Genomic DNA, 26,584 nt, shown 5'->3' on the forward strand with positions numbered 1-26,584 from the left:
TGACCGCTGCTTCTGACCCAGGATGCCCATGACCGTATTCCCAACCCTTCGTCGTTTGTTCCTCTGTGCTGTCGCGCTGGGCTTTGCCGCTCACGTGGCTGCGGCTTCCGCGCCTTTGACCCTGGACGTTTACAACCCCGGCGCGACGGCGATGTTCCCGGTGTCTTCGGTATTGGTGCTGGGCGAGCACGACGCGATTCTGGTGGATGCGCAATTTGCCCGGCCTCAGGCCCAACAGCTTGTCGACAAGGTGCGTGCCAGCGGCAAACACCTGACCACGATCTACATCAGCCACGGTGACCCGGACTACTACTTTGGCCTGGAAACCCTAACCCGGGCGTTCCCGCACGCCAAGGTCGTGGCGTCGGCCCCCACGGTTGAACATATCAAGGCCACCAAAGATGCCAAGCTCGCCTTCTGGGGGCCGCAGATGGGGGCCGATGTGCCGGGGGCGGTGATCGTGCCCGAGGTGCTGAAGGGCAACACCCTGGACCTGGAAGGGCATGAGCTGGATATCGTTGGCCTGACCGGTCGTCAGCCGCAGCGCAGTTTTGTCTGGATCCCGTCGCTCAAGGCGGTGGTCGGTGGCGTGGTGGTGGCAGACAACTTGCACGTGTGGATGGCGGACACCCAAACTCCGCAATCCCACAAGCAGTGGCTGGCCACACTGAAGCGTATCGAAAGCCTGCAGCCCGACATCGTGGTGCCAGGGCATTACCTGGGTGACAGCGACCATTCAATGCGTGCGGTGAGTTTCACCCGCGACTACATCAAGGCCTTTGATGAAGAAACCTTTAAAGCCAAGAACGCGGATGAACTGATTGGCGCAATGACCAAGCGTTACCCCGACCTGGGTGAGGCCTCTTCGTTGGCGCTGAGCGCTAAAGTCGCCAAGGGCGAAGTGCAGTGGTGAGCTCGCCAGCGCTGACGTGCTTTCAATACCGGGTGGCATTCACGCCGCCTGTAATTAACAGGAGATCGACATGAGCAAGATTGCAATTATCGGGGCGACCGGTCGCGCGGGCAGCCAATTGCTGGAGGAAGCCCTGCGTCGTGGTCATCAGGTTACCGCCATTGCCCGTCACGCCTCACGCCTCGGTGAACGTGCCGGTGTGGTGAGCATCGACGTGGATGCCAGCGATGCCTCGGCTTTGCAAAAGGCCGTGGCCGGTCACGATGTGGTGCTGAGTGCGGCCCATTTCTCGACGCTGCCGGCCAGGGCCATCCTTGAGCCTGTGAAAGCGGCCGGGGTCAAGCGCCTGCTGTTTGTCGGCGGTGCCGGTTCGTTGTTGCTGCCAGACGGTAGCCGTGTCATCGACAGCCCGGACTTTCCGGCCGCCTACAAGGCAGAAGCTTCGGCGGGCAGCGAATACTTAGCCACGCTGCTTCAAGAAAAAGACCTGGACTGGACGTTCCTGTCGCCGTCAGCCGAGTTTATCGAAGGGCCGCGCACCGGGGCATTTCGCTTGGGTACCGACCATTTGCTATTCGATGAACAGGGTAAAAGTGCGATCAGCTTCGCCGATTTTGCCATCGCGCTGCTGGATGAAGTCGAACACCCCCGGCATTCTCGTCAGCGCTTTACCGTCGGTTACTGAGCTAAACGGTCGGCAGGCTTGCCCATCAGCCTGGCGCCGTTTTACCGGTTCTGCTTACAACGCTGCGCGCAACCTCGCCACATCCCGCACCGGCGGCGCACCAAACTGGCGACTGTACTCGCGGCTGAATTGCGAGGGGCTTTCATAGCCCACGCGATACCCGGCCGCCGAGGCATCCAGCCCTTCCATCAGCATCAGGCGCCGCGCTTCATTGAGGCGCAACTGTTTCTGATATTGCAGCGGGCTCATGGCGGTGATCGCTTTAAAGCGGTGATGCAAGGTCGACACGCTGAGGTTGGCTTCGCGGGCCAGGTCATCAATACGCAAGGGTTGCTCGAAATGGCCATTGAGCCAGGCAATGGCGCGGCTGACACGATGGGTCTGAGTGCTTTCAGTGGCGATCTCATACAACCGATGACCCTGCGGGCTGCGTAACAGGCGGTACAGAATTTCTCGGCGGATCAGCGGTGCCAGCATGGGGATGTCTTTCGGGGTGTCGAGCAAGCGTGTCAGGCGCAGCACCGCGTCCAGCATGGGCGGGTCGAGGGCCTCGACGTACAGCCCGAACCCGGCGGGCCGCGAAGGCACCCCCATGGGGCTGGCATCACGGATCAGCGTGGCAATTTCGCCGGGGTCGATGTTCAGGCGCAAAGCCAGAATCGGCCGCTCGGGCGACACTTCAACGACACGGCCTCTGATGGGCATCGACACCGACACCACCAGGTAACTGAGTGGGTCATAGGCGAACTGCTCATCGGCCAGAAGCACTTCCTTGCGGCCTTGCGCCAGGATGCACAGTGCGGGCTGCGCCAGGCTGGGCGAAAAGTCGCTGGATTGACTGTATCGCGACACAAACAATGCCTCGATAGGGGTATCGAACGTACCGTCCTGATCGGCGTGACGGTAGATCAGGTCAGCCAGTTCCGCGCGCTGCTTCTCCAGGGCGGGATCAAGCACGGGGTGCGATGACGCCGGCAGTGACATACGGCGAGTCCTCATGGGGTGGCGAGTGGGTCTAGCTTAAGTTTGTGCAAGACACAGAGGTAGCCAATTTCTGTCGTTATCTTGCCTGATCCTGTCGACAGGGCACGGTTTGCCGCGCAAAACGCCCTCGCAGACGTGCCTTATTGCTCAAACTGCCGGTACGCCGTGTAGCGGTATGGGGCCGTGCACCCGGTTCGCTCGGCGGCGTTCTTGCAGAATCGTGCAAGCCTTGGGCAGGAATCGACTAACGGCCCCCCGCCCGGCGCTTTAAGCTTTGAATCCCCCTAATGCCACTCTCTTCTGTGGAGGCTCCCATGCCCCAGCACACTGTCGTCAGTCATTTGACTCTGGTTCGCGCTCGCGTCGGGTGCTCGGCTCAGGTTCACGCGTGCCTGCAGCCGTTGATCGAACCGACTCTGCAAACCCCGGGTTGCCTGCAGTTTACGGTGCAGCACTCACAGCGTGACCCGCTTTTGTGGCAGGTGGCCGGCTATTGGCAGGATGAACCCAGCATGCAGGCTTATTTCAATTCGCCCTTGATGGAGGTGTTCAGCGTGCTGGTGCAGCAACAGGTGGTCGATAGCCTGGATTTTCAGACCTTCAACGAAGCGGCAAGCAGCCCCTTGCAGATGCGCGCCGGTTAAGCGGGTAGAATGCGTTTTTTTCACTGGCCGGAATGTGAAGCATGGCGCGTAGGGAATTTGACAAGTTTGAAGCGGTATCGGCTGTTGTTCCGGTCGAACCGGGCGTTTATCACGCAGCGATTGCGGTAAAAGCCTTATATGAAGGTGGAGCACCGCGCTTTCATAAAGTATTGCCCGAGCAGACGTTCAAGACCGCCAGCCTGGCGGACGACGCGGCGGCGGCTCAGCTTGAGAACCTGCAAGGCGTCACCGAGGACGCCGAGCTGGTCTGGTAGCGCTTACTGCGGGCGGTACATCTTGAACAGGGCCTCAGGGCCCAACTGGAAGTAATCCGCTGGGCCACCGCCGCGTAGAATCGGTTCGGCGGCGGCGGTGTCGTAAATCCCGTCTTTGAGCAAGTGCTTGGCAATGTGCACCGCTACCACTTCGCCCAGAATCAGCCAACTGGGTACCAGTGCCTGATCCGCACGTTTGAGCTGAATGATCTGCGAAACCTTGCATTCAAACGACACGGGCGTTTCGGCCACGCGCGGCACGCTCACGATGCGTGAAGCGGCGGTGGTCAGCCCGGCCAGTTCAAATTCGTTTACGTGCGGCTCAACCCTTGCACAGCTTTGGTTCATCGCCTCGGCGAGTGAGCGCGTGGCCAGGTTCCAGACGAATTCTCCGGATTGCTCAATATTATTGAGGCTGTCTTTGCGGCCCACGCTACAGAACCCGATGATGGGTGGGATGTAGTTGAACGCATTGAAAAAGCTATAGGGCGCAAGGTTCAGCCGGCCTTCAGCATCCTGAGACGAGATCCAGCCAATCGGGCGCGGCCCGACAATGGCATTGAACGGGTCGTGGGGCAGGCCGTGGCCTTGGGAAGGTTCGTAAAAGTGGATATCGTCAGGCATCACAAGAGTCCGCAAACAACTGAGTTAGAGGTTCCTATAGTGCAAGGCCTGGCGTCGATTGAAAAGCGCGCGCCACCGATCCGGCAATCGCTTCGCAGGGGCGAGCGTGGCCGCGATCTTTTCGGCGGTACGATGATTTCCTTTCCCCCAGAAACGACAGAGCCCGGCCGAGGCCGGGCTGGAATGCCAACCTCAGGTGTTAGCTGAAGTTAGCGCTCTTGGTGCGATCGTAACCGTTTTCAGCAAAGGCAGCGGAGCCAGTGCGGTCGTAGCCGTTTTCAGCGAAGGCAGCGGAGCCAGTGCGGTCATAACCGTTTTCAGCGAAGGCAGCAGAGCCAGTGCGGTCGTAGCCGTTTTCAGCGAAGGCAGCAGAGCCGGTGCGGTCGTAGCCATTTTCAGCGAAAGACGCTGAGCGAGTGCTGTCAAAACCGTCAGCTGCAAAAGCGTTGAAGGCCAGAGCGGAGAAAGCGGCGGCGATGATGAGTTTGCTTTTCATGATGAGGTTCCTGTTTCGGTGTGCAGTGGGTATGGGTTAAAGACTACGCCGATTAATTTGATTAAAAAGCGCAAAAAATAGCACTAATCAATCGGTTTAATCGATGTATTGGCCCAAGGCTCGCCTGATAACCGAAGGGATCCAATGGGCCAATGGCCTGTGATCGTGCCGGTCATCCGGATGAAGCTTTGTGTAGGAAAAGAATGACCGATCAGAATTAACTGACCATTAAGTCAGAAAAATCCGATTTGAGAGTGGGGATTTAGGTGGGGGAGTCCTGTAGCCGCGGCTCAACGTTGCGATGGGCTGCCAAGTAGCAGCCCCCCGTTGCGGGTTTGATCGCAGCCGCCGCGGCGACAGGGTGCGGCGCTTTAGTCGGTTTCGATGCGTGAGTGCGTGCGGGTGTCCTTCATCGTGGCGTATACCGCCAGCGAGCAGGCGATACACGCGGTCACGTACCAGTAGTAACCGGTTTCCATGCCCGCACTTTTGAACCACAGCGCGATGTATTCAGCGGTGCCGCCAAAGATCGAGACGGTCAATGCATACGGCAGGCCTACACCCAGCGCGCGAATCTCGGTGGGGAACAGCTCGGCCTTAACCACGGCGTTAATCGACGTATAACCGCTGACAATGATCAGCGCTGCCATGATCAGGAAGAACGCGCCCCACCAGGTGGTGATGGTGTGCAGGGTGGTCAGGATCGGTACGGTAAACAGGGTGCCCAGTACACCGAACGCGATCAGGATCGGACGACGGCCGATCTTGTCCGACAGCCCGCCCACCAAGGGCTGGATGCACATAAACAGGAACAGCGTGGCGGCTGAAATGGTGGTGGAGTCCGAAATACTCATGCCCACCGTATTCACCAGGTACTTCTGCATGTACGTGGTGTAGGTGTAGAACGCCAGCGTGCCGCCCATGGTCAGGCCAACCACGGTCATCAGTTCCTTGGGGTGGCGCAGCAACGTGCGCATGGCGCTTTCTTTAGGCTTGACCTTCACCTTGTTGAATGACTCGGTTTCTTGCATGCCACGACGCAGGTACAAGGCAACCACCGCACACAGTGCGCCGATCACGAACGGGATCCGCCAGCCCCAGCTGTACAACTGCTCTTCGGTCAGGGTTTGCTGCAGGACGATCAATACGGCCAGCGCGATGAGCTGCCCCGAGATCAGGGTCACGTACTGGAAGCTGGAGAAGAAACCGCGACGTTCCTTGGTCGCCATCTCGCTCAGGTAGGTGGCCGAGGTACCGTATTCGCCACCCACCGACAAGCCTTGCAGCAATCGGGCGAAGACCAGCAGTACCGGGGCACCGACGCCGATGACTTCATAGCTTGGGGTCAGCGCGATAATCAGCGAGCCAAAACACATCAGCAGCACCGAGGCCATCAGTGCGGCCTTGCGACCTTTACGGTCTGCGTACAGGCCCATCAGCCAGCCGCCAATCGGGCGCATCAGAAAGCCCACGGCGAAAATCGCGGCGGTGTTGAGCAATTGGGCGGTGGTATCGCCTTTCGGGAAAAAGGCCTTGGCGAAGTACAGCGAGAACGCGGCGTACACGTACCAGTCGTACCATTCGACCATATTGCCGACGGAACCACTGAAGATGGATTTGATACGGCTGGAGGTCGTTTTTTCTTTGGGTGCCACAGCGGCTGACCCGGCAGGCAGGGAGCTAGAGTTATCCATTAAATGGATCCTTGGTTTTTTGGATTTATTGTCGCGCGTCATAACGCGTGCTTGCGGGGGCTATAGCAGGAGTTGTGCCAAGGCTGAAACACCCGGTTTATAAGGGGGAAGGGGGAAGGGTGAGCGGATTGTCGCTGATTGCAGATGCCTGCATAAGCGGAAATCCGCTCATGACTAAGCCTGTAGGAGCGAGCTTGCTCGCGATCTTTTGATCTTTAAACGCTCAATGACGCCGCGCTGTCGCACAGCAATCCTCTCCATTGCTGCGGTCACGGCCACTTAAGGTTCCGGCTTTACGCCGTGCCACTTTGAAAATCAAAAGCCAGATCAAAAGCCAGATCAAAAGATCGCGAGCAAGCTCGCTCCTACGGGGCCATTGCGGTGTTTACTCGTGGGGCTGGGTGAATGCTTCGCGTACCAGGGCGTGGCGTTGCATTTTTTCATTGAGGGTACGCCGCGGCAGTTGCAGTTCTGCCATCACCGCTTTGATTTCGCCCTTGTGCCGGGTCAGTGCCGCGCGCAGGCACTGAGCCTCGAAAGCTTCCTGTTGGGCAACCAGCGATTGGCCGATGTCAGGGGATTCGTCGGGCTGCTCGCCCAGGCCCAGTACGTCGCGTTCAGCCACGTTGGCCAGTTCGCGGACATTGCCCGGCCAGTCGTGGCTCAACAAGCGCGTCAACTGCGCGCCGCTCACCGGCTGTGCGCTGCGTCCCAAGCGTTCAGCCGCATGCCGGGAAAAACATTCGTACAACAAGGGGATATCTTCGCGGCGCTCGCGCAACGGCGGCAGGCGCAACTCGGCCACGGTCAGGCGGTAGGCCAGGTCTTCGCGAAAGCGTCCGGCCCGGGCTTCTTCAAGCAGGTCGGGCTTGGTCGCGGCAATGATGCGCAGGTCCACGTGAATGCTGTGGTTAGAACCCAGTCGCTCCAGTTTTTGCTCCTGCAGCACGCGCAGCAATTTGGCCTGTTGGGCCAGCGGCATGCTTTCGATTTCGTCGAGGAACAAGGTGCCGCCGTCGGCGTACTCCAGTTTGCCGATGCGTTTGCCCTGCGCACCGGTAAATGCGCCGCTTTCATGGCCGAATAACTCGGCCTCGAACAAGTGCTCGGGGATGGCTGCGCAGTTGAGCGCCACAAAGGGCTTGTCGGCGCGCGGGCCAAAATCATGCAGGCAGCGGGCGACCAGCTCTTTGCCGCTGCCGGTCTCGCCGCGGATCAACACATTGACGGGCAGCGGTGCCAGTTCCAGCACCTGACGGCGCAAGGTCTGCAAGCTGCGAGACGCGCCCAGCAAGCGGCTGTCGAGCTGTTCACGCCTGTCGACCTGTTCGTGCAGCCGGCGGTTTTCCAGCACCAGTTGGCGTTTTTCCAATGCACGACGCAGGCAGGTCAACAGGTCTTCAGGGCTGAAGGGTTTCTCCAGAAAATCGTAGGCCCCGTCGCGCATGGCTTCCACGGCCATCGGTACATCGCCGTGCCCGGTCAGCATAATCACCGGCAAGTCAGCTTCCCGTTGCTGCAACCTGGCCAGCAGCGCCAGCCCACCCATGCCGGGCATACGCACATCGCTCACAACCACCCCGGCAAAATGCTCGGGCAGTGCGTTGAGGCAGTCTTCAGCACAGGCAAAAACCTGCACTGCGAACCCGCTCAGGCTGAGCCATTGCTCAATGGCGGTACGAATACTGGCCTCATCGTCGACGACAATCACCGAGTTGAGCATGCTTCAAGCCTCCTGTGCGATGGGCAGCGTGAGCGTAAACTGCGCGCCGTCGCCCTGGTTGCAAGCGGTCAGGCGACCGCCGAGTTCATGAACAATGGCGTAGGAAACCGCCAGGCCCAGGCCGAGCCCGTCGCCCACCGGTTTGGTGGTGAAAAAAGGGTCGAAGAGTTTACCCAGATGCTCTTCTTTAATCCCGCCACCGCTGTCGCTGACGGTCAGGTGCCATAACTGCTGATCTGCGCTGATACGAACGTGCAAGTGCTTTCGCGGTGAGTCGCGCATCGCATCCAGCGCGTTGCGCAGCAGGTTGATCATCACTTGCTCCAGACGAATCGCATCGCCCCGTACCCAGGCCGGACGGGTCAGTTGGACGTTCAGGTCTACGGCTTCTTCCTTCAGGCGTGCCTGAAGCATGTGCAGGGCTTGATCCACCACATTCGCCAGGTCCAGCCGCTCGCGTAAACCGCTGGGGCTTTGCCGCGCGTAGGTCTTGAGGTGGCCGGTAAGCGCCGCCATGCGCGTAAGCATGTGATCCAACGGTGTCAGCGCCTTGTAAGCGTCGTCGTGGCGGCCGTGATCCAGTAGCAGGCGCAGGGTTGCCAGTTGCATGCGCTGGGCGGTGAGCGGTTGGTTGATTTCATGGGCCAGCGCCGCAGACATCTGCCCCAGTGCCGCCAGCTTTGCCGATTGCACCAGGCCATCCTGGGCGGTACGCAAGTCGCGGGTACGGGCCTCGACCAATTGCTCCAGCTCCTCACGGTTACGCTGGCGCAAACGGGCCAGGCGCCAGCGCTGCATCAGAAACAGGCCCAAAAACACCAGCGTCAACCACAACCCGCCGGCAGCCAGTGCTGCATTGCGGCTGTCTTCGGCGGCAACCTGTGGGCGGCGCAGCAAATGCAGGGTCCAGCCTTCGGGGCTGAGCGCCATGGAGTTCCACAGATACTGCCTCGGGCCTTCGGGGCCATCCAGGCGTGCCAGGTTGCTGTTTTCACCCAGGCTGAGCAGGGTCTGCGTGGTCATGGGCGTCAGCGGCTGCTTATGGTACTGGCGTGTCAGGGAAATTTCGCTGCGGTCGCTGTCTGACAGGGGGCGCAGCAAGCGATAACGCCACTCAGGCTGGTTGGCGATAAAGACGATACCCCGAGCATCGCTGACCAGCAGCAGGTCGCTGCCCTGGCTCCACTCGCGCTCCAGTTGCGGAAACTCCAGTTTGACCACAATGGCCCCCAGAAACGTGCCATCGGGGGCCAATACCGCGCTGGACAGAAAGTAGCCGGGAATTCCGCTGGTCACGCCCACCGCGTAAAAGCGCCCGCTACCCTGGCTGCGGGTTTGATGGAAGTACGGGCGAAATCCGTAATTGTGGCCGACGTAACTGTTGGTGGTGTTCCAGTTGCTGGCGGCCACGGCCAGGCCGCTGCTGTCGAGCAATTCCAGAGTGGATGACCCGGCGGTACCATTGATGTGTTCCAGTTTGCGATTGAGGGCGTCCTGCACCTGGGGCGTGATGGGGTGGCTCAGGGCGGTGATGAGTTCGGCGTCCAGCGCCAGCACGGCGGGCAGGGCGCGGTATCGCTCGATCAGGGTGTGCAGCGAGTTGGCATACAGGCTGAGCTGTTCGGGCCCGCGATCAGCACTTTCCTGTAGGGCATGGCGTTCTGCCTGATGCATGGCCCAGCCGCCTGCCAGCACGGTGCCGGTCAGAATCAACACGGTGTACAGCGCCAGACGCAGATGGCGGAAAGTCACGGGCATAGCGGGCGGGCACTCTAAGAGAAGGGGGCGCGAAAGATAGCATGGCGGTGGTGGCCGCCGCCGTAGGCCCAATGGCTATTTATCTACCGCAGGCTTGAACGCGGGCAGGGCTATGTTGGGGAACAACCCTGAATGGAGGCATGATGATGCCCAATCGATTTACCTCGTCGCGCGATGAAGCCGCACAGTTGCTGACACACGTTGACCTGCTCAAGGCTTCGATGAACGCCCCGGCGGTGCGTGACCGCAAACCGCTCTTACTGAACCATGAACAATGGGCACAAAAAGAAGCCCTTGAATACATGGCTGACAGGGTGAAAGCCAATTTCGCAGGCCTCAGTGATGAGCTGAGAACGCGCTATGTCGAGTTGCAGCGCCAAGCGGTGGCGGCATTACAAGCGGTGGAGAGCGAAAGTACGCGCATTCGCGACACCTTTAAGGCGACTCATTTGAGTGCCCTCAAACGCGAACTCAAGGCGGCGATGGGGGTCGATGTAGACCCTGAATCGGCCCGTATCTACACCCGTTACCGGGCGTTCAAGGAAAGCCGTTCGCCGCTGGATGTACTGCGTGGGGGGGGGCCGCCTGAGCCTCTGCAAACGCTCAACCCGAGCCGCGAACGCCGAGCGCTGGATGAGTCGAAGTACGTAGACCGGCTGCACTCCATCACGCTGTGGGATGCGGCGTGCGCCAATTTTGGTTATGCAACGGATTCGGTCCTGCTCAAGCCGTTCAGCTACGAGCAGGCCAGTTACATTCGCTTGGGCCAGCCCGCAGGGGAATACCCGGTCGCGCCCTTTGTCGAAATTGTACGGCGTCTGGATATAGGCTCTGCGCTGGCAGCCACCTTACTGAGGGAGATGGGGGACGAAGGCGCTTTAAAGGGGCTTATTCGCGAGGCGTCACGTACCACCTTTGAGTTTGAACTGCTGGAGGCTTACCGCAACGCTGCCACTAGCGGTATTGATCACACGGCGTATGTAAGGCTGCTCAATGTGTTGAATCTTCAGATTGGCGCTGAAATTGAGCCGATGCTGATGGCGCGTGAGCCGAATGCGTTTGTTCCCGATTACCTCCCGACGCCACTTGTATTGATCAAGTTCACGGGCGACGCAGGCATTTATAGTTATTTCCCCCAGCGTCTCGGTGGCGCAGTGCGCTACCACGAAAATGGCAGCGATGCCGTGCCTCACTTCAAGCGACAACTGATTGAGGATCATCGCAACAATGAATTGGGGTGGTTCGCTCGCCAGTGGCCACTGCATGAGCTGGCACATTTTCAAAGCTTGCTGAGCGATGAGGCACGCCCCAAAGGTTTGAACCCGCTGGCAGGGCTGCTCTATGACGGCACTCACGCAGTTTTCCCCAAGCCGTCATTGGCCAACTTGAAGTTTGACAAGCAGAAACTCCCGTCACCCAAACCGACGCTGCTGGACTGGTTGGCAGAGCGCCAGCAGAGTCGCTATCAGGCCAACATCGGCCGCTTGGCAACTACCCGGTCTGCTGCGGATTGGCAAGCGTTCAAAGACCAGGCCATCGCTATCGGCAGTGAAGTTCTGGTCATGCTGACGACGCCCATGCCAGGCGGTGTGCTGGGGCTGAACAGAATCATGCAGACAGCTATTTTTGGGTCTCTGGCCTACAACATTGTTCAAGGCGTTGTAGAAGCCAGTAAAGGGAACGCCAGTAATTTTGCGGGTGCCCTGGGCGATACCGCAGACATGATCATCAGTGGCTTTGTCGCGCGGTGGGGGATCAAGGCTCATCGTCAGCGCATGCAATCGCTGTGGAACCGCACCGGCAAGTTGCGCAAAGTGACCCGTGAGGACGGCTCGGTTGAATTGTGGAACCCGGACCTCAGTACTTACCCGCACCTTGAAGCCGATGCGCTCAACGCCCTTTCTCCCACGGCAGAGGGTGTGTACGAGGTCGGCGGCAAGCTGTACGCCAAGGTGAAGGACGGTGACACGGTCGTAGCGCTGGAAGTGATCCGCGATGCCCAAGGTAAAACTTTTAGCCTCAAGCCCCGCAAGGCAGGCGGGTTCAAGCCGCCGGTGGTGTTCGATGCCACGACCTCAACCTGGCGGCTAGCGCTGGATGATGCTCAAAACTTGAGCGAGATTCAGTTGCTTGACCGCATGCTACCCGGGGACGCACCGACTAAAACGCCCACCGACCTGCAACGGGTGCTGGACATCACGGGCGCGACCCGTGAGGACTTGCTGAACACCTGGCAAGGTCAGCCCATACCCGGGCCGCTGGCCGATGGGGTGCTGCGACTGCAGGCTGACCGGCTGATTGACCAGATCATTTCTGACCTGCCGCTGCGCGGCGAAATGCCGTTGAACGCTGAGGGCGCAGTGTTTGCCTTGCTGACCCGGCTTGAGCATTGGCCGGCCGATACCGTGCTGGATGTGTATAACCAGCAAGGCCATTTGACGCATACCTATGGCCAGGATCACAGCGCGGGGGTGATGCTCAATCATGTCGAACTGACGCATCTTGATCGTGGTGGCTATGCGGCCAGGGGCGAAGTGACTCAACCGGGTGGTGCAGAGCCGTTGTTTACTCTGATTCTTAAGCAGCAGCCGCCTGCGTCCCGGTTAGGGCAGTTGAGTGACAGGGTACTGAGCGATAGCGGTCGAATCGCCCTTGTTCGGGAGCAGATCGCAGGCTTGGCCAAAGCCGACCGAACGCTGATTTTCAAAGCGCTGACAGGGCTCGAAGGGCACAAGCGCAGCGATCCGGTGGCCAGTGCTGACCCGGCCAGTCAGTACTTGCCCGTGTTCTGCCCGCCCATAGCCGACAGCACAACGCCGCTGCTGGCCAAGCTCCATGAGATCAATCCATCGTTGTCCATCGAGTGCCTTGAGCCGCTCCTGGCCGCCCACCCGTTCACACCCTACCAAGTGAGCCGAGCCCTGGGACCGGACAATGCCCAGCCCTTGGCATTTGCCCGTGCAGTCGATCAATTGATCATCAGGCTTCGGGTTGACCAGGCCCTGGATGGCATTTATCACACACGGGCTTACCACCGTGATATCGACCTGTGGACGCGAGAATTCGCAAGAGGCGTGCTCAATGACACGCTATCGCGCGACCTGGTGATTACCGATAGAAGTACCTCCGAACCGGGCCGCTATTATGACCCTCAAGGGCCTGCAGACCCGACAGTAGAGTTGGTCTATTACGGCAATGACACCTATAAATCGCGGAGTTTTCAGAGCAGCTCACTGGACGGCTCAGGGCTGGGCCATGATCAGTTTTACCTGGCAATCAGCGCCCGCTTGCAGCCTCACGAGCGGACGCTGTTGGGGATGAACGGTGAGGTAGACGCGAAGGGGCTTCGCCAGCGTGTGGGTGATGCCATGCTTGCTAAACGCCAGCCGGATGGCAGGGTTAACCTGTGGGACACCTCAAATGCGCAATACGAGCGCGATAAAACCCTGGTGTATGACAAGGTGCCTGGCGAATTGGGGCTCTACGAGATCGGTGCCAATAAATACCTCACGTTATTCGGTTCGGTGTATCAGGTGGAATTCGATGCGTCGCGCCATGCATGGCGCTTCAAGCACCCCAGTAAAGTAGGCGTTAATTCGCCCACCCTTGAGCACAACGGTGATGGGGCCTGGCGTCTGAGCAGCGAAAACCCGCTGCAATGGGCTGGCCTGACATTGCTGCGGCGCTTGCGTGCCGAACGAGGGACGGTAAGCGATGCGGTGGGCCGCCAGATCATGGACGTGAGCCACACCGACGAAGGGGTATTGCGCCAGGTGCATGCCAACAACCTCAAACCTCCGCCGGTGTTGATGGACACCTGGAAGCGTTTCAAGGTCGCGGATGAGATTCAAACCTTTATCGAAGATATGCAATCACCCCACACATTGTCCCGGGCCCGCAGTGATCTGCAATTGGTGCTGCTGCAAAGTGTGGCCGGGTGGCCCTGGGGCAAGGTGCTGCAAATTGTCGACAAGGAGGGGGTGACCTTGAAGGAATACGGGCCAGATCTTAGCCCGGGCCTACCGCGTACCAAAATCACTTACGACGACACCCGCAACGGCAGCTTCCTGCGTGCCTTGCTGTCCCAGATGAGCGAAGCCGATACCCGGCTTTTACTGGGCGATTACAACCCGTCGTTGGACGCGCGCATGCTGGCCTTGGGCAAGAAAATTGCCGACAAAGCCCGCGAACATGCCGCCAATGTGTTTGAAGTGGTTTACGACAGTCAGGAGCGCAGCAATAACCCCCATGTGCAAGTGGTGCAAGCCAAACACCCCACATTGCCCAAGCGTGTCATTGAGCACGTGCTTGACTACACCACTGCGGTTGAGCAAAAGCAGTTTCTGGATGCCGGGCTCGTTCCGCCCAGGGTGAACGAGCAAATCAACTGGACCGCCAGAGAGGTGCGTCTTGCCCGCGCCTACGAGGGTTTGTATCTGGAGGCCGCAGCAACCCCGGACAGTGAAAAACTGACCCTGCATATGCTGCCCACACTGGCGGGTTGGCCGGCCGGTATCCGTATTGAGGTTCGCCAGCAGGACCTGAACGGCGCAGTGATCGATCGCCTGGGGCCGGCCGACAGTGTCACTACCCGGGTGCTGGTCAAGCACGACAACCGGTATCGGGCGTATTCGCAAGAGGGGGTGGCGCTTAATCCGGAGTCGATGACCAGCAATAACTTGTTGTCATCCATCCTGCATTCTTTGGATGACGCGGAACGTGCCGCAATTGGCATCAAGGATGTCAGCGAGACGTCCGTACTGGCGCAAAAAATCAGTGAGCAGGCGATCAAGCATAGAAGCGCCATTCGCGACTTGCTTGAGTTACCACCGCCCAAGCCATGGCAGCAACCGCCAATGCAGCGTGACATCTCATTTCTTGCCTATCCCTTCACGCTGGAATATGACAACTCGAGTCATTCGTTGGACCTGGTGCGGCAGGCCCGGGGGTTATACCCGGGCATGAGTTCCGCTGACCTTATTCGCTTTCTCGATCAGTTAGGCGTTGATGAAGGCAGTCGGATGGCGGTATTGGCGACTCAAAGGGCGCAGTACGAAGCGCTCAGGGTTGAGTTGGCGAATTGGGAGCGCCAGGACATTTACCCCACTACAGGGTCCCATGTCGGTGTTTCGACCCCGGCTCACCGCCAGCAGGTGCGCCAAAGGATTGAACGGGCCTGGCGGCGGGAAAGCGAAGTCGCTCGAGATAATCATGGTACTGCACTCGGTTACACGCTGGATTTCTTCGGGCTCGAGGTGGGAGATCTACCCGCTTTAACGGGGGACTTCAGTCATGTCGGCGCGCTTCATATGGATCAGATGAATCTGCATCGCGGTTCTGATGCGTTTTTGAATGGTTTCCCGGGGCTGCGCAGACTGACCATGATTGATAACAGCCTCACACGCTTGCCTACGGCTATCAGCCGGATGCCATTGTTAATGCACCTCAACCTGACGAATAACCACCTTGTGCTGACTGCGCAGAGTGTGCAGCAGTTGGCGGGGTGTACCCAGTTGCGCAGGTTGTATCTTGAAGGTAACCCTTTGGGGGTGCCTCCGGATATTACCGGCATGACCCGCTTGCATGAACTCAACTTGCGGCGCACCGGCATTACACAGTGGCCTACCGGGGCGTTGGGGCTCACTCGGTTGACAAATCTCGACCTACGTTCCAATCAGATTACGACTATTCCTGAAGCCGTGTTTGACGCTTCGCAACCTGCGCTGGCTAACCGGGCGACCCGGCTACAGGGCAACCCGTTATCGGTTGAAACGCATCGCCAGCTTTCCGAGTATCGGACGCGTACCCATATAAATTTCGGTGTCATTCCTGTGCGGTTTCACGAAGCGGGCCCGTCCGCGGCGCAAGATCGATCGCAGCAACAGGGCATTAACCCTTGGTTGTCAGCGGATATGCCGCAAACGGAAAAAACCCTGAAGACAGAGCAGTGGGATCTGATTACGCGCCCCGAAGCCGGCACCCTGCACTTTACAAACATGCTCAAGGATTTGGCTAAAGCCCAAGCGGTTATGTCGGGCGTTGAGCAGAACCGCTTGAAGACGCGCGTGTGGTCACTGATTACAAGCGCATTGAAGGACACCTTGTTGCGCGAAAAAATAATGGAAGCCGATTATGTGCCTACCTGTGAAGACGGGGTGATGGTGCACTTTGTCAACAGAGAGATGACGGTGCTGACCCATGAGTTCGAACAACGGGTGCGTGGCAGTCAACAAGAGTCGGACCATTTTAACTTTGCCAGAATGTTGTTCCGTCTTGAGCAGGTTGACGCATTGGCCGGGGATGCGATTGCCGCTATCTATCGCCAGAGAATGATTGAAATGGATGCAAGGCCCGTGGGGGCTGGCGCTCGCAGAGAGGCGGTGCAGCCCGAGGTCGATGGGTACGAGATCGTCTTGCATTACCGGTTCAAACTGGCAGGGGCGCTGGATTTACCCATCCATACCGAAAAGCCCCTCTATGCCTCAGAGGCGCAACTCACCGCCGCGCAAGTGATTGAAATCAGTGATCAAATCCTTGAAAAGGAAAACCGCCCGGAATTTCGTTTTTCGCTTTCCCAGCAAACTTTCTGGCTCGGTTATCTGAAAACCCGGTATGCCGAACGGTTTGCCGCTATTGAGGCCCAGTATCAGCAGGATTACACCGCCCTGTCCAAAGAGGTTGGGCTGACAGAGGACGTTGAGTTGCAAAGGGGCACCGAGCTGACAGAGGGCCGGGATCAGCGAATCAACGGGTTGATCGAGGAGCTGACGGAGCAGGCGCAACGCGCGTCTCAGGACCAGGCTATGGACGTTTCCTGAACCTGGGCCAGGTGGCCGGTCATGGGGTGGGTTGCCCTTTGATCGCCACCAGGCTGAGCAACAGCCCTTCCTGTAGACCAAACTGGGCATCCAGCTCACGGCCGTGATGCCACTCAGGCGTCAGGTCAGTGAGCAGGCGCAGGCGTATCTGGCCCTCGGGTGTCCAGCTCACTACTTCCGCGTGTTCGAAGTAAAAACGCTTGTGCACCAATGGGTATAGCGCTTTGAACAGGCTCTCCTTGACCGAGAACGTCAGTGTGACCAGCAGCGCAAGGTCTTCGGCCCGCCCGGTGGCCAGGCGCTGGCGTTCATCCGGGGTCAGCACTTCCTTGACCAGCCGTTGCGCGCGCTCAGCGCTGAGCACGCGTTCGAGGTCGATCCCTACGCCTTGCCAATCCCGTTTAAGGGCCACGATGGCAGCGGCCCGCCCGTGGCTGTGGCTGATGGCCCCGCTGATATGGGCGGGCCACACCGGGGCGCGGTCTTCGCCCGAAGCAGGCGTGGCCTGGGTGCCGTCCAGCCGCAACAGGGCTGCCCGGGCGCACAGGCGCCCGGCCAGAAATTCGGTCTGGCGTTTGGCTACTGAGCGTTGAATACTTTCAGGCATTTCAATAGCACTGCGCGCAAAATCGTCAGCGGCCAACAGGGCCGGGGTGAAATCAGTGCTGAGCCACACACTGCCGGGCAGTGCTTGGGGCAAGGGCCAGTCAGCACGCAACGGGGTGCAGCAGGCAGGCAAGGCGGGAAGTCGATTCATGCTGGGCATTTTGCCGGGTCTGCCACTGGCTGGGTAGTGGCCAGTCGGCCACTGTTCAGAATGTGTTCAGGGGGTGCGGCTTATTGTGACTAGGCTGTAGCAGGACACAGGTCCTTAGAGAGTTGGCTTGGGAGAGCGCAATGAAACTGCTGGTGGTTGAAGACGAGGCGCTGCTGCGCCATCACTTGCAAACACGCCTGAGCGAAAACGGGCATGTGGTCGAGGCTGTGGCCAATGCCGATGAGGCGCTGTACCAGGTGGGTCAGTACAACCACGACCTGGCGATGATTGATCTGGGGTTGCCGGGTATGGGCGGGCTGGAGCTGATCCGTGAAATGCGCAAACTCGGCAAGACCTTTCCGATCCTGATTCTCACCGCGCGCGGCAATTGGCAAGACAAGGTCGAAGGGCTGGCGGCCGGGGCAGATGACTACGTGGTCAAGCCGTTCCAGTTTGAAGAACTGGAAGCGCGCCTCAATGCCTTGCTGCGCCGTTCCAGCGGTTTCACCCAATCCACCATCGAGGCGGGAAAGCTGGTACTGGACATCAATCGCAAACAAGCGGTGCTGGAAGGCGAGCCGCTGGCCCTGACGGCATATGAGTACCGGATTCTGGAGTACCTGATGCGCCATCATCAGCAAGTGGTGGCCAAGGATCGCTTGATGGAACAGTTGTACCCGGATGACGAGGAGCGTGATCCGAATGTGATCGAGGTGTTGGTTGGGCGCCTGCGACGCAAGCTTGAGGGGGCAAACGGTTTTAAACCTATCGATACGGTGCGCGGGTTGGGGTACCTGTTTACTGAGCGCTGCCGATGATTCGTTCGCTTCGCGTTCGCTTGATGCTGGCCGCTACCCTGTTGGCGGTGCTGTTTATGCTGGCGCTGTTACCTGCCATGCAAGGGGCTTTTAGCCTGGCGCTCAAGGACGCCATCGAGCAGCGCTTGGCCTCTGATGTCACCACGCTGATTTCAGCGGCCAAAGTCGAAAAAAACCATCTGAAAATGCCGGCCCTGCTGCCGGACGAGCAATTCAACCTGCCGGACAGCCGTCTGCTCGGCTACATCTATGACCGCGAGGGGCACCTGGTGTGGCGCTCGCGGGCCACGCAAGAGGAAACCATTAACTACACGCCGCGCTATGACGGGCGCGGTAATGAGTTTGTGAGTATCCGCGAGGCCAATGGCGAAGAGTTCTTTATCTACGACGTGGAGGTCAAGTTGCTGGGCGGCAAGAGCGCCGCGTTCAGCTTTGTCGCGTTGCAACCCATGCGTGAATACAACATGACCCTCGCCGGGCTGCGCGAAAACCTGTACCTGGGGTTTGGTGCGGCCTTGTTTGTGTTGCTGGCGCTGCTCTGGATTGGTTTGACCTGGGGCCTGCGGGCGCTGCGCCGCTTAAGCCAGGAGCTGGACCAGATCGAAAATGGCGCGCGCGAAAGCCTCAGTGAAGAACACCCCCGTGAACTGTTGCGCCTCACGGGCTCACTGAACCGCCTGCTGCAAAGTGAGCGCGAGCAGCGCGCGCGCTACCGGGATTCACTGGACGACCTGGCTCATAGCCTGAAAACCCCCTTGGCGGTGCTGCAAGGCGTCAGTGAAAGCATGGCTCAGCGTCCGGCCGACCGTGAGCAGGCCTGGGTGCTGCAAACCCAGATCGAACGCATGAACCAGCAAATCAGCTACCAGTTGCAGCGTGCCAGCCTGCGTAAAAGTGGCCTGGTGCGCCATCAGGTCGAGCTACTGCCGGTGGTCGAGAGCCTGTGTAACACCCTGGACAAGGTCTACCGCGACAAAAAGGTCAAGGTCAGTTGCGACATTGCGCCGCTGAGCCATGTGCCTATCGAGCAAAACGCGCTGCTGGAGTTGCTGGGCAACTTGCTGGAAAACGCCTACCGGCTGTGCCTGGGGCACGTGCGTATCAGCTTGCACCATACGGCCGACGGGCTGGAGGTGTGTGTAGAGGACGACGGCCCCGGTGTGCCGCCGGACCAGCGCGCGCGGATCCTGCAGCGTGGCGAACGCCTGGACCGCCAGCATCCGGGGCAGGGCATTGGCCTGGCGGTGGTCAAGGACATTATCGAAAGCTACGACGCGCAGTTGACCCTGGAAGACTCGTCGCTGGGCGGTGCGGCGTTCCGCATCCAATTCCCAACCCTCTAACCCCCCCCCTTGTAGGAGCGAGCTTGCTCGCGATCTGTTGACCTTTAAAAACGGTACCGCGCTGTCGTGCAGCAATCCTATCCATTGCTGCGGTCATCCGTAGGAGAAGCCGCCCTTCTGCGACGCTGCGTTCACCTCTACATCAGAGGCCAGCAGCAGGCGGATATCCGCCATCATGATGGCCGTATCCCCTGCAACGGGCGGAAATCCGCCAAGTATTGTCCTACAAGAAATCGCAGTGAAATCCTACAAGCTCAGGTGCCATCGGCCATTGCGCGGCTTTTACTGAAATTGGCCCATGGCTTGCAATAAGTGCGAGAGAGGTCTGCCACAAGAGCAGCTCCACACAACAAATCCCTCCACGTTCAGGAGGGTTCGCGCTTTAGGTATCGCCGGTCTCAGATGGAATGATGGCCGAGTGATGCACTTGAGGAACTTTGCAATGACGACTCGTCAGCCACTGTACAAATCCCTGTATGTGCAAGTGATCTTAGCGATCGCAATCGGTATTTTGTTGGGCCACTACTACCCGGAAACGGGTGTCGCACTCAAACCCCTGGGTGATGGTTTTATCAAACTGATCAAGATGGTCATCGCGCCCATCATTTTCTGTACGGTGGTGAGTGGTATTGCCGGCATGCAGAACATGAAGTCGGTCGGCAAGACCGGTGGTTATGCCTTGCTCTACTTTGAAATTGTCTCGACGGTTGCGCTGTTGATCGGCTTGATCGTTGTAAACGTGGTGCAGCCAGGCGCTGGCATGCACATTGACGTGTCCACCCTGGACGCCTCCAAAGTCGCGGCCTACGTCACGGCGGGCGCGGATCAAAGTATCGTTGGCTTTATCCTCAACGTGATCCCGTCGACCATCGTTGGCGCGTTCGCCAATGGCGACATTCTGCAAGTGCTGATGTTCTCGGTGCTGTTCGGTTTTGCCCTGCATCGCTTGGGTGCCTACGGCAAGCCGGTACTGGACTTCATCGACCGCTTCGCCCACGTGATGTTCAACATCATCAACATGATCATGAAGCTGGCCCCCATCGGTGCGCTGGGTGCCATGGCGTTCACCATCGGGGCTTACGGTGTGGGCTCGCTGGTGCAACTGGGCCAGTTGATGATTTGCTTCTACATCACCTGCGTGCTGTTCGTACTGGTCGTTCTGGGTGGCATCGCCCGCGCTCATGGTTTCAGCGTGATCAAGCTGATCCGCTACATCCGTGAAGAGCTGCTGATCGTACTGGGCACGTCCTCTTCGGAGTCGGCCCTGCCGCGCATGCTGGTGAAAATGGAGCGCCTGGGTGCCAAGAAGTCGGTGGTGGGTCTGGTGATCCCGACCGGTTACTCGTTTAACCTGGACGGTACTTCGATCTACCTGACCATGGCCGCTGTGTTTATCGCTCAGGCGACCGACACCCACATGGACCTCTCTCACCAGATCACCCTGTTGCTGGTGCTGCTGCTGTCGTCCAAAGGGGCGGCGGGTGTGACCGGTAGCGGCTTTATCGTCCTGGCCGCCACCCTGTCGGCTGTCGGCCACTTGCCGGTGGCAGGTTTGGCGCTGATCCTGGGTATTGACCGCTTCATGTCCGAAGCCCGTGCCTTGACCAACCTGATTGGCAACGCGGTTGCCACGCTGGTGGTTGCCAAGTGGGTGAAAGAGCTGGACACCGACGTGATGCAGCGCGAGCTGGCATCCGGTGGTAGCCCGCTGGACAACACAATGCCTGAAGATGACCAACTGGTTGCTGAAGGTCAGATGCCGTCTCAAGTCATGAAGTAACGTTAAGCGCATAAAAAACCCATCTTCGGATGGGTTTTTTTTCACCTTTTATTCGACCCGTGTCAGGCCGCTGAACACCAGGGGCTGGCGGCAGCGGCGGCACACATAACCGCGGCCTTGCCTGACCAGGCCATGGCGCTGGGCGGTGAACGCAAAATCGCTGTCGGGGCAGGGGCAGCGGTAGATATAGCGTGTTGCGCTGCGACGCTTGATTGCGTAAGTGTGGCAGCGGTTGGGAGGCAGTTCGTAGACCCCGCGCATGATGAGTTGCCATTCTTCGCCGTGGGGCGCGATACGGTCACCAAACAATTGGTGAGCAATCAAGTGTGCGACTTCGTGGGGGACGGTTTGCTTGAGAAAGTCGTCGCGGTTTTCGCGGTACAACTGCGGGTTAAAACGCAGCAGATTGTCATGCAGGTGGGCGACGCCGGCTTTTTGCCCGCGCAGCTTAAAGCTCACCACGGGGCGCTTGAAGGGTCGTTTGAAAAACAGTTCAGCCTGTTGGAAACAGTGTTCGACGCGGTTATTGAGCAGCTCGGGCATGCGGTTCGGTTCTCCTGAAGCCGCGATTATGCCGCAAGCATCATGGGTTCCGAAGCAGATGGCGCTGAATGGTTCAGGCATGGGCTCGCGATCTGTTGAGCAGTTCGCGAGCACGGGTGTGCGATGCCAGGTTCGGGCTTTTAACCGACGTACTCGGGCCCTACGCCCAGGCCCCAGACAATGACAGTGAACGCCATGATCGCCACTAGCACAATCAAGCCTACCGCCAGCACCGACGTTGAGAATAAAAAGCCTTCACTCGGATCGATGCTCATAAAGGTCGGCAAACCGACGTACAGCAAGTACACCGTGTAGCAAATCGCCGCCGAGCCGACCATCAGGCCCACCCACAGGTGCGGGTAGAGCGCTGCCAGCCCGCCAATAAACAGGGGGGTCGAGGTGTAGGTGGCGAATGCGACGCAGCGTGCCAAGCTGGGTTGCGCATCGTAGGTACGGGCCATCCAGTGAATAAAGGCGCTCATGATACCCACCCCGGTCAGCATCGCGGCGTAGGACATCAGTGCCATCCATAAGGCACTGCTCGGGGTCAGCATGACGGCTGCGCGGCTGCCGATCTCCCAGCCCACCCGGGTGGTGCCGATATAGGCTGAGACAGCCGGGATAGCGGCCAGAATCAGGGTATGGGTGAGGTACATGTGGCCGATACTTTCTTCGGCATCAACACGGATCTGGCGCCACTCTTTATCGGGGTGTGTAAACAGCCCTACTACGTGATGGATCATGGCTGGCGCTCCTGATGTGAATTGCATCTACTGCGAATAGAGATGCTGGCTCAATGCCTTCATCTATCAGTATAGGGAACTTATAGAACTGCATGGGCGGGTGCTTAGAGCAAATAGTTCTGTGAAACGCGGGCTTATGGCTTTGCAGTCTTTGAAGTGGTTAAAGGGGCTTCGTCCACTGCGGGTTTTTCAGTAAAATCCCCCGCTTTTGGTCTTAACTCGCGGATTTGAAGGGCTATGGGCACTCTTTCGGTTTCTCAACTTAAACTCCAGAAGCGCCTGCGTCGGTTGGCAGGCGAGGCGGTGGCTGACTTCAACATGATTGAAGACGGCGACAAGGTCATGGTGTGTCTGTCAGGCGGGAAGGACAGTTACACCCTGCTGGATGTGCTCTTGCACCTGCAGAAGGTGGCGCCCATCCAGTTTGAAATTGTGGCCGTGAACATGGACCAGAAACAGCCAGGCTTCCCCGAGGATGTACTGCCTGCGTACCTCGAGGCTCTGGGTGTGGAATACCACATCGTCGAAAAAGACACGTACTCGGTGGTCAAGGAACTGATCCCTGAAGGCAAGACCACCTGCTCGCTGTGTTCGCGCCTGCGTCGTGGCACGCTATACACCTTTGCCGACCAGATTGGTGCGACCAAAATGGCGCTGGGTCATCACCGTGATGACATCGTTGAAACCTTCTTCCTTAATATGTTCTTCAACGGCACCCTCAAGGCGATGCCGCCCAAGCTGCGTTCCGATGATGGGCGCAACGTGGTGATTCGCCCGCTTGCGTATTGCAATGAAAAGGACATTCAAGCGTATTCCGACCTGCAGCAATTCCCGATCATCCCGTGCAACCTCTGTGGTTCTCAGGAAAACCTGCAGCGCCAGGTGGTCAAAGACATGCTGCAAGAGTGGGACCGCAAGACGCCAGGTCGCACGGAGAGTATCTTTCGCAGCCTGCAACACGTGAATCCGTCGCAACTGGCGGACCGTAACCTGTTTGACTTTGCCAGCCTGAAGATCGACGACAGCGCCACGCCTCGTTTCGTCAACCTGCTGAACCTCTAAAGTCATCGCCATTTACCGGGAGCAAAGGGCATGCGCGACTACAAATGGCTGCACGAATACTGTTTGAACCGCTTTGGTTCGTCAGCCGCACTGGAAGCCGAGTTGCCCGTTCCGCGCACCCCGGCGCAATTGCGCCAGATCAGCGATGACCGTTACCTGTCGACCTTGGCCTTGCGGGTGTTTCGCGCCGGGCTCAAACACAGTGTGGTGGATGCCAAGTGGCCGGCATTTGAAGACGTGTTCTTTGGTTTCGCCCCGGAAAAAGTCGTTCTGATGGGGGCTGAACACTTGGAACGCTTGATGCAGGACACACGGATTATCCGTCACCTGGGCAAGCTCAAAAGTGTGCCGCGCAATGCCCAGATGGTGCTCGATATTGCCCATGAACACGGCAGTTTCGGGGCGTTTATTGCCGATTGGCCGGTCACGGACATTGTTGGCTTATGGAAATACCTGGCCAAACATGGGCACCAGTTGGGCGGCTTGTCGGCCCCGCGCTTCTTGCGCATGGTGGGTAAGGACACCTTCGTGCCGAGCGACGACGTGGTCGCCGCATTGAACGCTCAGCAACTGGTAGATAAGGCACCCACCAGCCTGCGCGACCTGGCCATTGTGCAGAACGCCTTTAATCAGTGGCATGCCGACAGTGGCCGGCCAATGTGCCAGTTGTCTCAAATGCTGGCGTTCACCGTTAACCACTGACCGCTTGAGCGTATGGCGGCTGTAGGAACAGCCGGTCGACGCTCGATGGCTCGCGATCTTTTGATCTTTAAAAGATCGCGAGCAAGCTCGCTCCTACGGATGGGAGTGTTTGTGGGAACGAGCTTGCTCGTGATCTGTTGATCTTAAACCACGCTGGCCGGCACCTTATGTAGCCGTGACCGCAGTAATGGATAGGCCGAAGCTTTTAAAGATCAACAGATCGCGAGCAAGCGCCTACAGGGTTGTTTACTCCCCCGCCAAACGACGGTCCAACTGGTAACGCCAACGCACGTACAGCATCGCGCTGATGAACACCGCTACACTGGCCGCGATTTCCAGCAGGCCGAACAGTTGCCGGTTGGGATCAAACGCAGCCAATGCGCCCTTGATCAGGTACAGGTTGACCACGTAACAGGTGAACGAGTGACCGCGTGCGCTGCCCATCAACATGCCGGGCACGAGGATGGCCAGCGGCACCAGTTCGATCAAAAGGATCACCCAAGGCCGCGCGCCGTGCAGGTTGGCAAACGCCAGGTAGTACACGCACAACAAGCCAATGAGGCCGAAGAAGCACACCAGGCTCAGTGCCCGCATCTGCCGCACACGTGGCACCAACCAGTCGATGGAGGGAAGCACCTTTGGCTGTTTAGCCACGGCGGTTCTCCAGTTTCGAGGCGATAGTCGCCAGGCGCAGGCCAAGGGCTTTGCACAGGGCGGTTTCGTGCTCGTCCAGTGTGCGTTTGCCTTCGGCTCCCGCGTAGTGGCTCGGGCCGTAAGGCGTGCCGCCGCCCGTGGTGTTGAGCAGCGCCGATTCGCTGTACGGCAGGCCCGTGACCAGCATGCCGTGGTGCATCAAGGGCAGCAGCATCGACAGTAATGTGCTTTCCTGGCCGCCATGCAGGCTGGCGGTGGAGGTGAACACGCCCGCCGGTTTGCCAACCAGGGCACCGGTCAGCCACAGCGTGCTGGTGCCGTCCAGAAAGTACTTGAGGGGCGCGGCCATGTTGCCGAAGCGTGTCGGGCTGCCAAGGGCCAAGCCCGCGCAGTGCTTCAGGTCATCGAGGCTGGCGTACAGGGGGCCGTCTTCGGGAATGTCGGGAGACACCGCTTCGCATTCCGTCGAAATGGCCGGCACTGTGCGCAGGCGCGCTTCCAGGCCGCCCTGTTCGACACCTCGGGCAATGTGGCGGGCCATCTCGGCAGTGGCACCGTGCCGGCTGTAATACAGCACCAGGATGTAGGGCTCGCTCACGGCAGGATCTCCAGAATCGCTTCCGGTGGACGGCCAATGACGGCCTTGTCACCGACGACCAGAATCGGCCGTTCGATCAGCTTGGGGTGTGCCGCCATCGCCGCGATCAAGTGCGCCTCGCTCAGGCTGGCATCGGCCAGGTTGAGGGTTTTGTACTCGTCCTCGCCGGTGCGCAAGAGTTGGCGCGCCGTCCTATTCAGCTTGCCGAGCAAGGCACTCAGTTGGGCCGCGTTGAGCGGGGTGTCGAGGTAGCGCACCACATGGGGGGCGAGGCCGCGGGCTTCAAGCAGTTCGAGCGCACCGCGCGATTTCGAGCAGCGCGGGTTGTGATAAAGCGTCAGATCGGTCATGTGCGGGTCGCTTCTTGCGTAAGGTGGCGGCTATTCTACCCGCCTGGCGGGCGAGCCTGAACCGTGTGCGGTAAATGGCCGCTGTCGATTTTACTTTTTGTGTCTTTATCGAGAAGGATCAACGCATGTTCAAGCGACTCATGGCGACTGCGGTCGTCGCCGCCACGTTACTGCTGGCGGGTTGCGGCAATGATTACGGGGTCGATCAGCACGGTCAGAAGGTCGCTTCCGAGCGACTGGACAAGCAGTGGAAGGTGATTAACTACTGGGCTGAATGGTGCGGGCCGTGCCGGGTCGAAATCCCGGAGCTCAATGCGCTGGAAAAACAGTTGCAAGGGCAGTCGGTCGGCGTCTTCGGGGTCAATTTCGACGGCTTGCAGGGCAAGGAATTGAGCGATGCCAGCACCGCGATGGGCATCACCTTTACCGTCTTGGCGCAGGACCCGGCCGAGTTCTTTGAGCTGCCGCGCAGCGAAGCATTGCCTGTGACTTACATCATTGATGAAAAGGGCAAGGTACGCGCCCAGATGATGGGCGAGCAGACAGCGGCGGGCGTGCTGGCCAAAATCAAGGAATTGAAAGGGGCTTGACGCCAACCCCGTTGCAGGAGCGAGCTTTTG

At 59.0% G+C, this 26,584-nt stretch carries 23 protein-coding genes; 11 read left to right on the plus strand and 12 right to left on the minus strand.

What is annotated here, in order from left to right; translation table 11 throughout:
* The first annotated feature begins 28 nt into the window (after window positions 1–28).
* Window positions 29–913 (plus strand): MBL fold metallo-hydrolase, encoded by an 885-nt coding sequence (locus Q1W15_RS15845; RefSeq protein ID WP_300730129.1) that lies wholly within the window; start codon window positions 29–31, stop codon window positions 911–913.
* Between the two features lie 70 nt (window positions 914–983).
* Entirely contained in the window at window positions 984–1,598 is a 615-nt protein-coding gene (locus Q1W15_RS15850; protein ID WP_300730130.1) for an NAD(P)-dependent oxidoreductase, read from the plus strand.
* Window positions 1,599–1,652: 54 nt separating this feature from the next.
* Here Q1W15_RS15850 and Q1W15_RS15855 read toward each other — a convergent pair whose 3' ends face one another.
* Window positions 1,653–2,582, minus strand: coding sequence for an AraC family transcriptional regulator (locus Q1W15_RS15855; protein WP_300730131.1), 930 nt, complete (start codon window positions 2,580–2,582; stop codon window positions 1,653–1,655).
* Window positions 2,583–2,896: 314 nt separating this feature from the next.
* Between Q1W15_RS15855 and Q1W15_RS15860 the strand changes: the two genes are divergently transcribed.
* Together Q1W15_RS15860 and Q1W15_RS15865 are read left to right on the plus strand one after the other, a co-directional pair.
* A complete protein-coding gene (locus Q1W15_RS15860; protein WP_300730132.1) occupies window positions 2,897–3,226 on the plus strand; it encodes a putative quinol monooxygenase in 330 nt (109 codons plus the stop codon).
* Window positions 3,227–3,267: 41 nt separating this feature from the next.
* A complete protein-coding gene (locus Q1W15_RS15865) occupies window positions 3,268–3,501 on the plus strand; it encodes a hypothetical protein (RefSeq protein ID WP_300730133.1) in 234 nt (77 codons plus the stop codon).
* Window positions 3,502–3,504: 3 nt separating this feature from the next.
* Here the strand turns inward: Q1W15_RS15865 and Q1W15_RS15870 are convergent, their stop codons facing one another.
* The 5 genes from Q1W15_RS15870 to Q1W15_RS15890 all read right to left on the minus strand — a co-directional run bounded on the left by Q1W15_RS15870 (window position 3,505) and on the right by Q1W15_RS15890 (window position 9,796).
* The gene (locus tag Q1W15_RS15870; protein WP_300730134.1) at window positions 3,505–4,125 is read right to left on the minus strand and encodes a flavin reductase family protein; all 621 of its coding nucleotides are present in this window, start codon (window positions 4,123–4,125) and stop codon (window positions 3,505–3,507) included.
* 199 nt (window positions 4,126–4,324) lie between these two features.
* Window positions 4,325–4,621: a hypothetical protein gene (locus Q1W15_RS15875; RefSeq protein ID WP_300730135.1), complete on the minus strand. Its 297-nt coding sequence runs from the start codon at window positions 4,619–4,621 to the stop codon at window positions 4,325–4,327.
* A gap of 371 nt (window positions 4,622–4,992) precedes the next feature.
* Entirely contained in the window at window positions 4,993–6,315 is a 1,323-nt protein-coding gene (locus Q1W15_RS15880) for an MFS transporter (protein ID WP_300730136.1), read from the minus strand.
* Window positions 6,316–6,700: 385 nt separating this feature from the next.
* Complete coding sequence (locus tag Q1W15_RS15885) at window positions 6,701–8,038, minus strand: sigma-54 dependent transcriptional regulator (protein WP_300730137.1); 1,338 nt, start codon at window positions 8,036–8,038, stop codon at window positions 6,701–6,703.
* A gap of 3 nt (window positions 8,039–8,041) precedes the next feature.
* Window positions 8,042–9,796 carry an ATP-binding protein gene (locus Q1W15_RS15890; protein ID WP_300730138.1) on the minus strand — a complete coding sequence of 585 codons (1,755 nt, stop codon included), beginning with the start codon at window positions 9,794–9,796 and terminating at the stop codon, window positions 8,042–8,044.
* A gap of 146 nt (window positions 9,797–9,942) precedes the next feature.
* On the opposite strand from Q1W15_RS15890, the gene Q1W15_RS15895 reads away from it, so the two are divergent.
* Window positions 9,943–16,614 (plus strand): NEL-type E3 ubiquitin ligase domain-containing protein, encoded by a 6,672-nt coding sequence (locus tag Q1W15_RS15895; RefSeq protein ID WP_300730139.1) that lies wholly within the window; start codon window positions 9,943–9,945, stop codon window positions 16,612–16,614.
* A gap of 19 nt (window positions 16,615–16,633) precedes the next feature.
* Here the strand turns inward: Q1W15_RS15895 and Q1W15_RS15900 are convergent, their stop codons facing one another.
* A complete protein-coding gene (locus Q1W15_RS15900) occupies window positions 16,634–17,371 on the minus strand; it encodes a 4'-phosphopantetheinyl transferase (RefSeq protein ID WP_300730140.1) in 738 nt (245 codons plus the stop codon).
* A 140-nt stretch (window positions 17,372–17,511) separates the two neighbouring features.
* Between Q1W15_RS15900 and Q1W15_RS15905 the strand changes: the two genes are divergently transcribed.
* The 3 genes from Q1W15_RS15905 to Q1W15_RS15915 all read left to right on the plus strand — a co-directional run bounded on the left by Q1W15_RS15905 (window position 17,512) and on the right by Q1W15_RS15915 (window position 21,312).
* Window positions 17,512–18,189, plus strand: a complete 678-nt coding sequence (locus Q1W15_RS15905; protein WP_300730141.1) for a response regulator — start codon at window positions 17,512–17,514, stop codon at window positions 18,187–18,189.
* Complete coding sequence (locus Q1W15_RS15910; protein ID WP_300730142.1) at window positions 18,186–19,532, plus strand: ATP-binding protein; 1,347 nt, start codon at window positions 18,186–18,188, stop codon at window positions 19,530–19,532. The genes Q1W15_RS15905 and Q1W15_RS15910 overlap by 4 nt, the downstream gene beginning before the upstream one ends.
* A 442-nt stretch (window positions 19,533–19,974) precedes the next feature.
* Window positions 19,975–21,312: a dicarboxylate/amino acid:cation symporter gene (locus Q1W15_RS15915; RefSeq protein WP_300730143.1), complete on the plus strand. Its 1,338-nt coding sequence runs from the start codon at window positions 19,975–19,977 to the stop codon at window positions 21,310–21,312.
* A gap of 48 nt (window positions 21,313–21,360) precedes the next feature.
* Here Q1W15_RS15915 and Q1W15_RS15920 read toward each other — a convergent pair whose 3' ends face one another.
* Together Q1W15_RS15920 and Q1W15_RS15925 are read right to left on the minus strand one after the other, a co-directional pair.
* Entirely contained in the window at window positions 21,361–21,855 is a 495-nt protein-coding gene (locus tag Q1W15_RS15920; protein ID WP_300730144.1) for a SprT family zinc-dependent metalloprotease, read from the minus strand.
* A 140-nt stretch (window positions 21,856–21,995) separates the two neighbouring features.
* The gene (locus tag Q1W15_RS15925) at window positions 21,996–22,598 is read right to left on the minus strand and encodes a Yip1 family protein (protein ID WP_300730145.1); all 603 of its coding nucleotides are present in this window, start codon (window positions 22,596–22,598) and stop codon (window positions 21,996–21,998) included.
* A gap of 237 nt (window positions 22,599–22,835) precedes the next feature.
* Here Q1W15_RS15925 and ttcA point away from each other — a divergent pair, with 237 nt between their 5' ends.
* Both ttcA and Q1W15_RS15935 read left to right on the plus strand, forming a co-directional pair.
* The gene (gene ttcA, locus Q1W15_RS15930; RefSeq protein ID WP_300730146.1) at window positions 22,836–23,660 is read left to right on the plus strand and encodes a tRNA 2-thiocytidine(32) synthetase TtcA; all 825 of its coding nucleotides are present in this window, start codon (window positions 22,836–22,838) and stop codon (window positions 23,658–23,660) included.
* Between the two features lie 30 nt (window positions 23,661–23,690).
* The gene (locus Q1W15_RS15935) at window positions 23,691–24,362 is read left to right on the plus strand and encodes a DNA-3-methyladenine glycosylase I (protein ID WP_300730147.1); all 672 of its coding nucleotides are present in this window, start codon (window positions 23,691–23,693) and stop codon (window positions 24,360–24,362) included.
* A 246-nt stretch (window positions 24,363–24,608) separates the two neighbouring features.
* Here the strand turns inward: Q1W15_RS15935 and Q1W15_RS15940 are convergent, their stop codons facing one another.
* Genes Q1W15_RS15940 through arsC form a run of 3 tightly spaced genes read right to left on the minus strand, consistent with a single transcriptional unit; the run spans window position 24,609 to window position 25,964 of the window.
* The gene (locus Q1W15_RS15940) at window positions 24,609–25,016 is read right to left on the minus strand and encodes a DUF2069 domain-containing protein (RefSeq protein ID WP_300730148.1); all 408 of its coding nucleotides are present in this window, start codon (window positions 25,014–25,016) and stop codon (window positions 24,609–24,611) included.
* Complete coding sequence (gene wrbA / locus Q1W15_RS15945) at window positions 25,009–25,614, minus strand: NAD(P)H:quinone oxidoreductase (protein ID WP_300730149.1); 606 nt, start codon at window positions 25,612–25,614, stop codon at window positions 25,009–25,011. The genes Q1W15_RS15940 and wrbA overlap by 8 nt, the downstream gene beginning before the upstream one ends.
* Window positions 25,611–25,964, minus strand: a complete 354-nt coding sequence (gene arsC, locus Q1W15_RS15950; RefSeq protein WP_300730150.1) for an arsenate reductase (glutaredoxin) — start codon at window positions 25,962–25,964, stop codon at window positions 25,611–25,613. The genes wrbA and arsC overlap by 4 nt, the downstream gene beginning before the upstream one ends.
* A 125-nt stretch (window positions 25,965–26,089) precedes the next feature.
* Here arsC and Q1W15_RS15955 point away from each other — a divergent pair, with 125 nt between their 5' ends.
* Window positions 26,090–26,554 (plus strand): TlpA disulfide reductase family protein, encoded by a 465-nt coding sequence (locus Q1W15_RS15955; protein WP_300730151.1) that lies wholly within the window; start codon window positions 26,090–26,092, stop codon window positions 26,552–26,554.
* Window positions 26,555–26,584: the final 30 nt, after the last annotated feature.

The organism is Pseudomonas sp., assembly GCF_030150285.1.
Lineage (GTDB): Bacteria > Pseudomonadota > Gammaproteobacteria > Pseudomonadales > Pseudomonadaceae > Aquipseudomonas.

Excerpts from the sequence above, each read along its gene's own strand:
- Q1W15_RS15845 (WP_300730129.1), top strand. The coding sequence starts at position 29 with ATGACCGTATTCCCAACCCTTCGTCGTTTGTTCCTCTGTGCTGTCGCG.
- Q1W15_RS15850 (WP_300730130.1), top strand. The coding sequence starts at position 984 with ATGAGCAAGATTGCAATTATCGGGGCGACCGGTCGCGCGGGCAGCCAA.
- Q1W15_RS15855 (WP_300730131.1), bottom strand. The coding sequence starts at position 2,582 with ATGTCACTGCCGGCGTCATCGCACCCCGTGCTTGATCCCGCCCTGGAG.
- Q1W15_RS15860 (WP_300730132.1), top strand. The coding sequence starts at position 2,897 with ATGCCCCAGCACACTGTCGTCAGTCATTTGACTCTGGTTCGCGCTCGC.
- Q1W15_RS15865 (WP_300730133.1), top strand. The coding sequence starts at position 3,268 with ATGGCGCGTAGGGAATTTGACAAGTTTGAAGCGGTATCGGCTGTTGTT.
- Q1W15_RS15870 (WP_300730134.1), bottom strand. The coding sequence starts at position 4,125 with ATGCCTGACGATATCCACTTTTACGAACCTTCCCAAGGCCACGGCCTG.
- Q1W15_RS15875 (WP_300730135.1), bottom strand. The coding sequence starts at position 4,621 with ATGAAAAGCAAACTCATCATCGCCGCCGCTTTCTCCGCTCTGGCCTTC.
- Q1W15_RS15880 (WP_300730136.1), bottom strand. The coding sequence starts at position 6,315 with ATGGATAACTCTAGCTCCCTGCCTGCCGGGTCAGCCGCTGTGGCACCC.
- Q1W15_RS15885 (WP_300730137.1), bottom strand. The coding sequence starts at position 8,038 with ATGCTCAACTCGGTGATTGTCGTCGACGATGAGGCCAGTATTCGTACC.
- Q1W15_RS15890 (WP_300730138.1), bottom strand. The coding sequence starts at position 9,796 with ATGCCCGTGACTTTCCGCCATCTGCGTCTGGCGCTGTACACCGTGTTG.
- Q1W15_RS15895 (WP_300730139.1), top strand. The coding sequence starts at position 9,943 with ATGCCCAATCGATTTACCTCGTCGCGCGATGAAGCCGCACAGTTGCTG.
- Q1W15_RS15900 (WP_300730140.1), bottom strand. The coding sequence starts at position 17,371 with ATGAATCGACTTCCCGCCTTGCCTGCCTGCTGCACCCCGTTGCGTGCT.
- Q1W15_RS15905 (WP_300730141.1), top strand. The coding sequence starts at position 17,512 with ATGAAACTGCTGGTGGTTGAAGACGAGGCGCTGCTGCGCCATCACTTG.
- Q1W15_RS15910 (WP_300730142.1), top strand. The coding sequence starts at position 18,186 with ATGATTCGTTCGCTTCGCGTTCGCTTGATGCTGGCCGCTACCCTGTTG.
- Q1W15_RS15915 (WP_300730143.1), top strand. The coding sequence starts at position 19,975 with ATGACGACTCGTCAGCCACTGTACAAATCCCTGTATGTGCAAGTGATC.
- Q1W15_RS15920 (WP_300730144.1), bottom strand. The coding sequence starts at position 21,855 with ATGCCCGAGCTGCTCAATAACCGCGTCGAACACTGTTTCCAACAGGCT.
- Q1W15_RS15925 (WP_300730145.1), bottom strand. The coding sequence starts at position 22,598 with ATGATCCATCACGTAGTAGGGCTGTTTACACACCCCGATAAAGAGTGG.
- ttcA (WP_300730146.1), top strand. The coding sequence starts at position 22,836 with ATGGGCACTCTTTCGGTTTCTCAACTTAAACTCCAGAAGCGCCTGCGT.
- Q1W15_RS15935 (WP_300730147.1), top strand. The coding sequence starts at position 23,691 with ATGCGCGACTACAAATGGCTGCACGAATACTGTTTGAACCGCTTTGGT.
- arsC (WP_300730150.1), bottom strand. The coding sequence starts at position 25,964 with ATGACCGATCTGACGCTTTATCACAACCCGCGCTGCTCGAAATCGCGC.
- Q1W15_RS15955 (WP_300730151.1), top strand. The coding sequence starts at position 26,090 with ATGTTCAAGCGACTCATGGCGACTGCGGTCGTCGCCGCCACGTTACTG.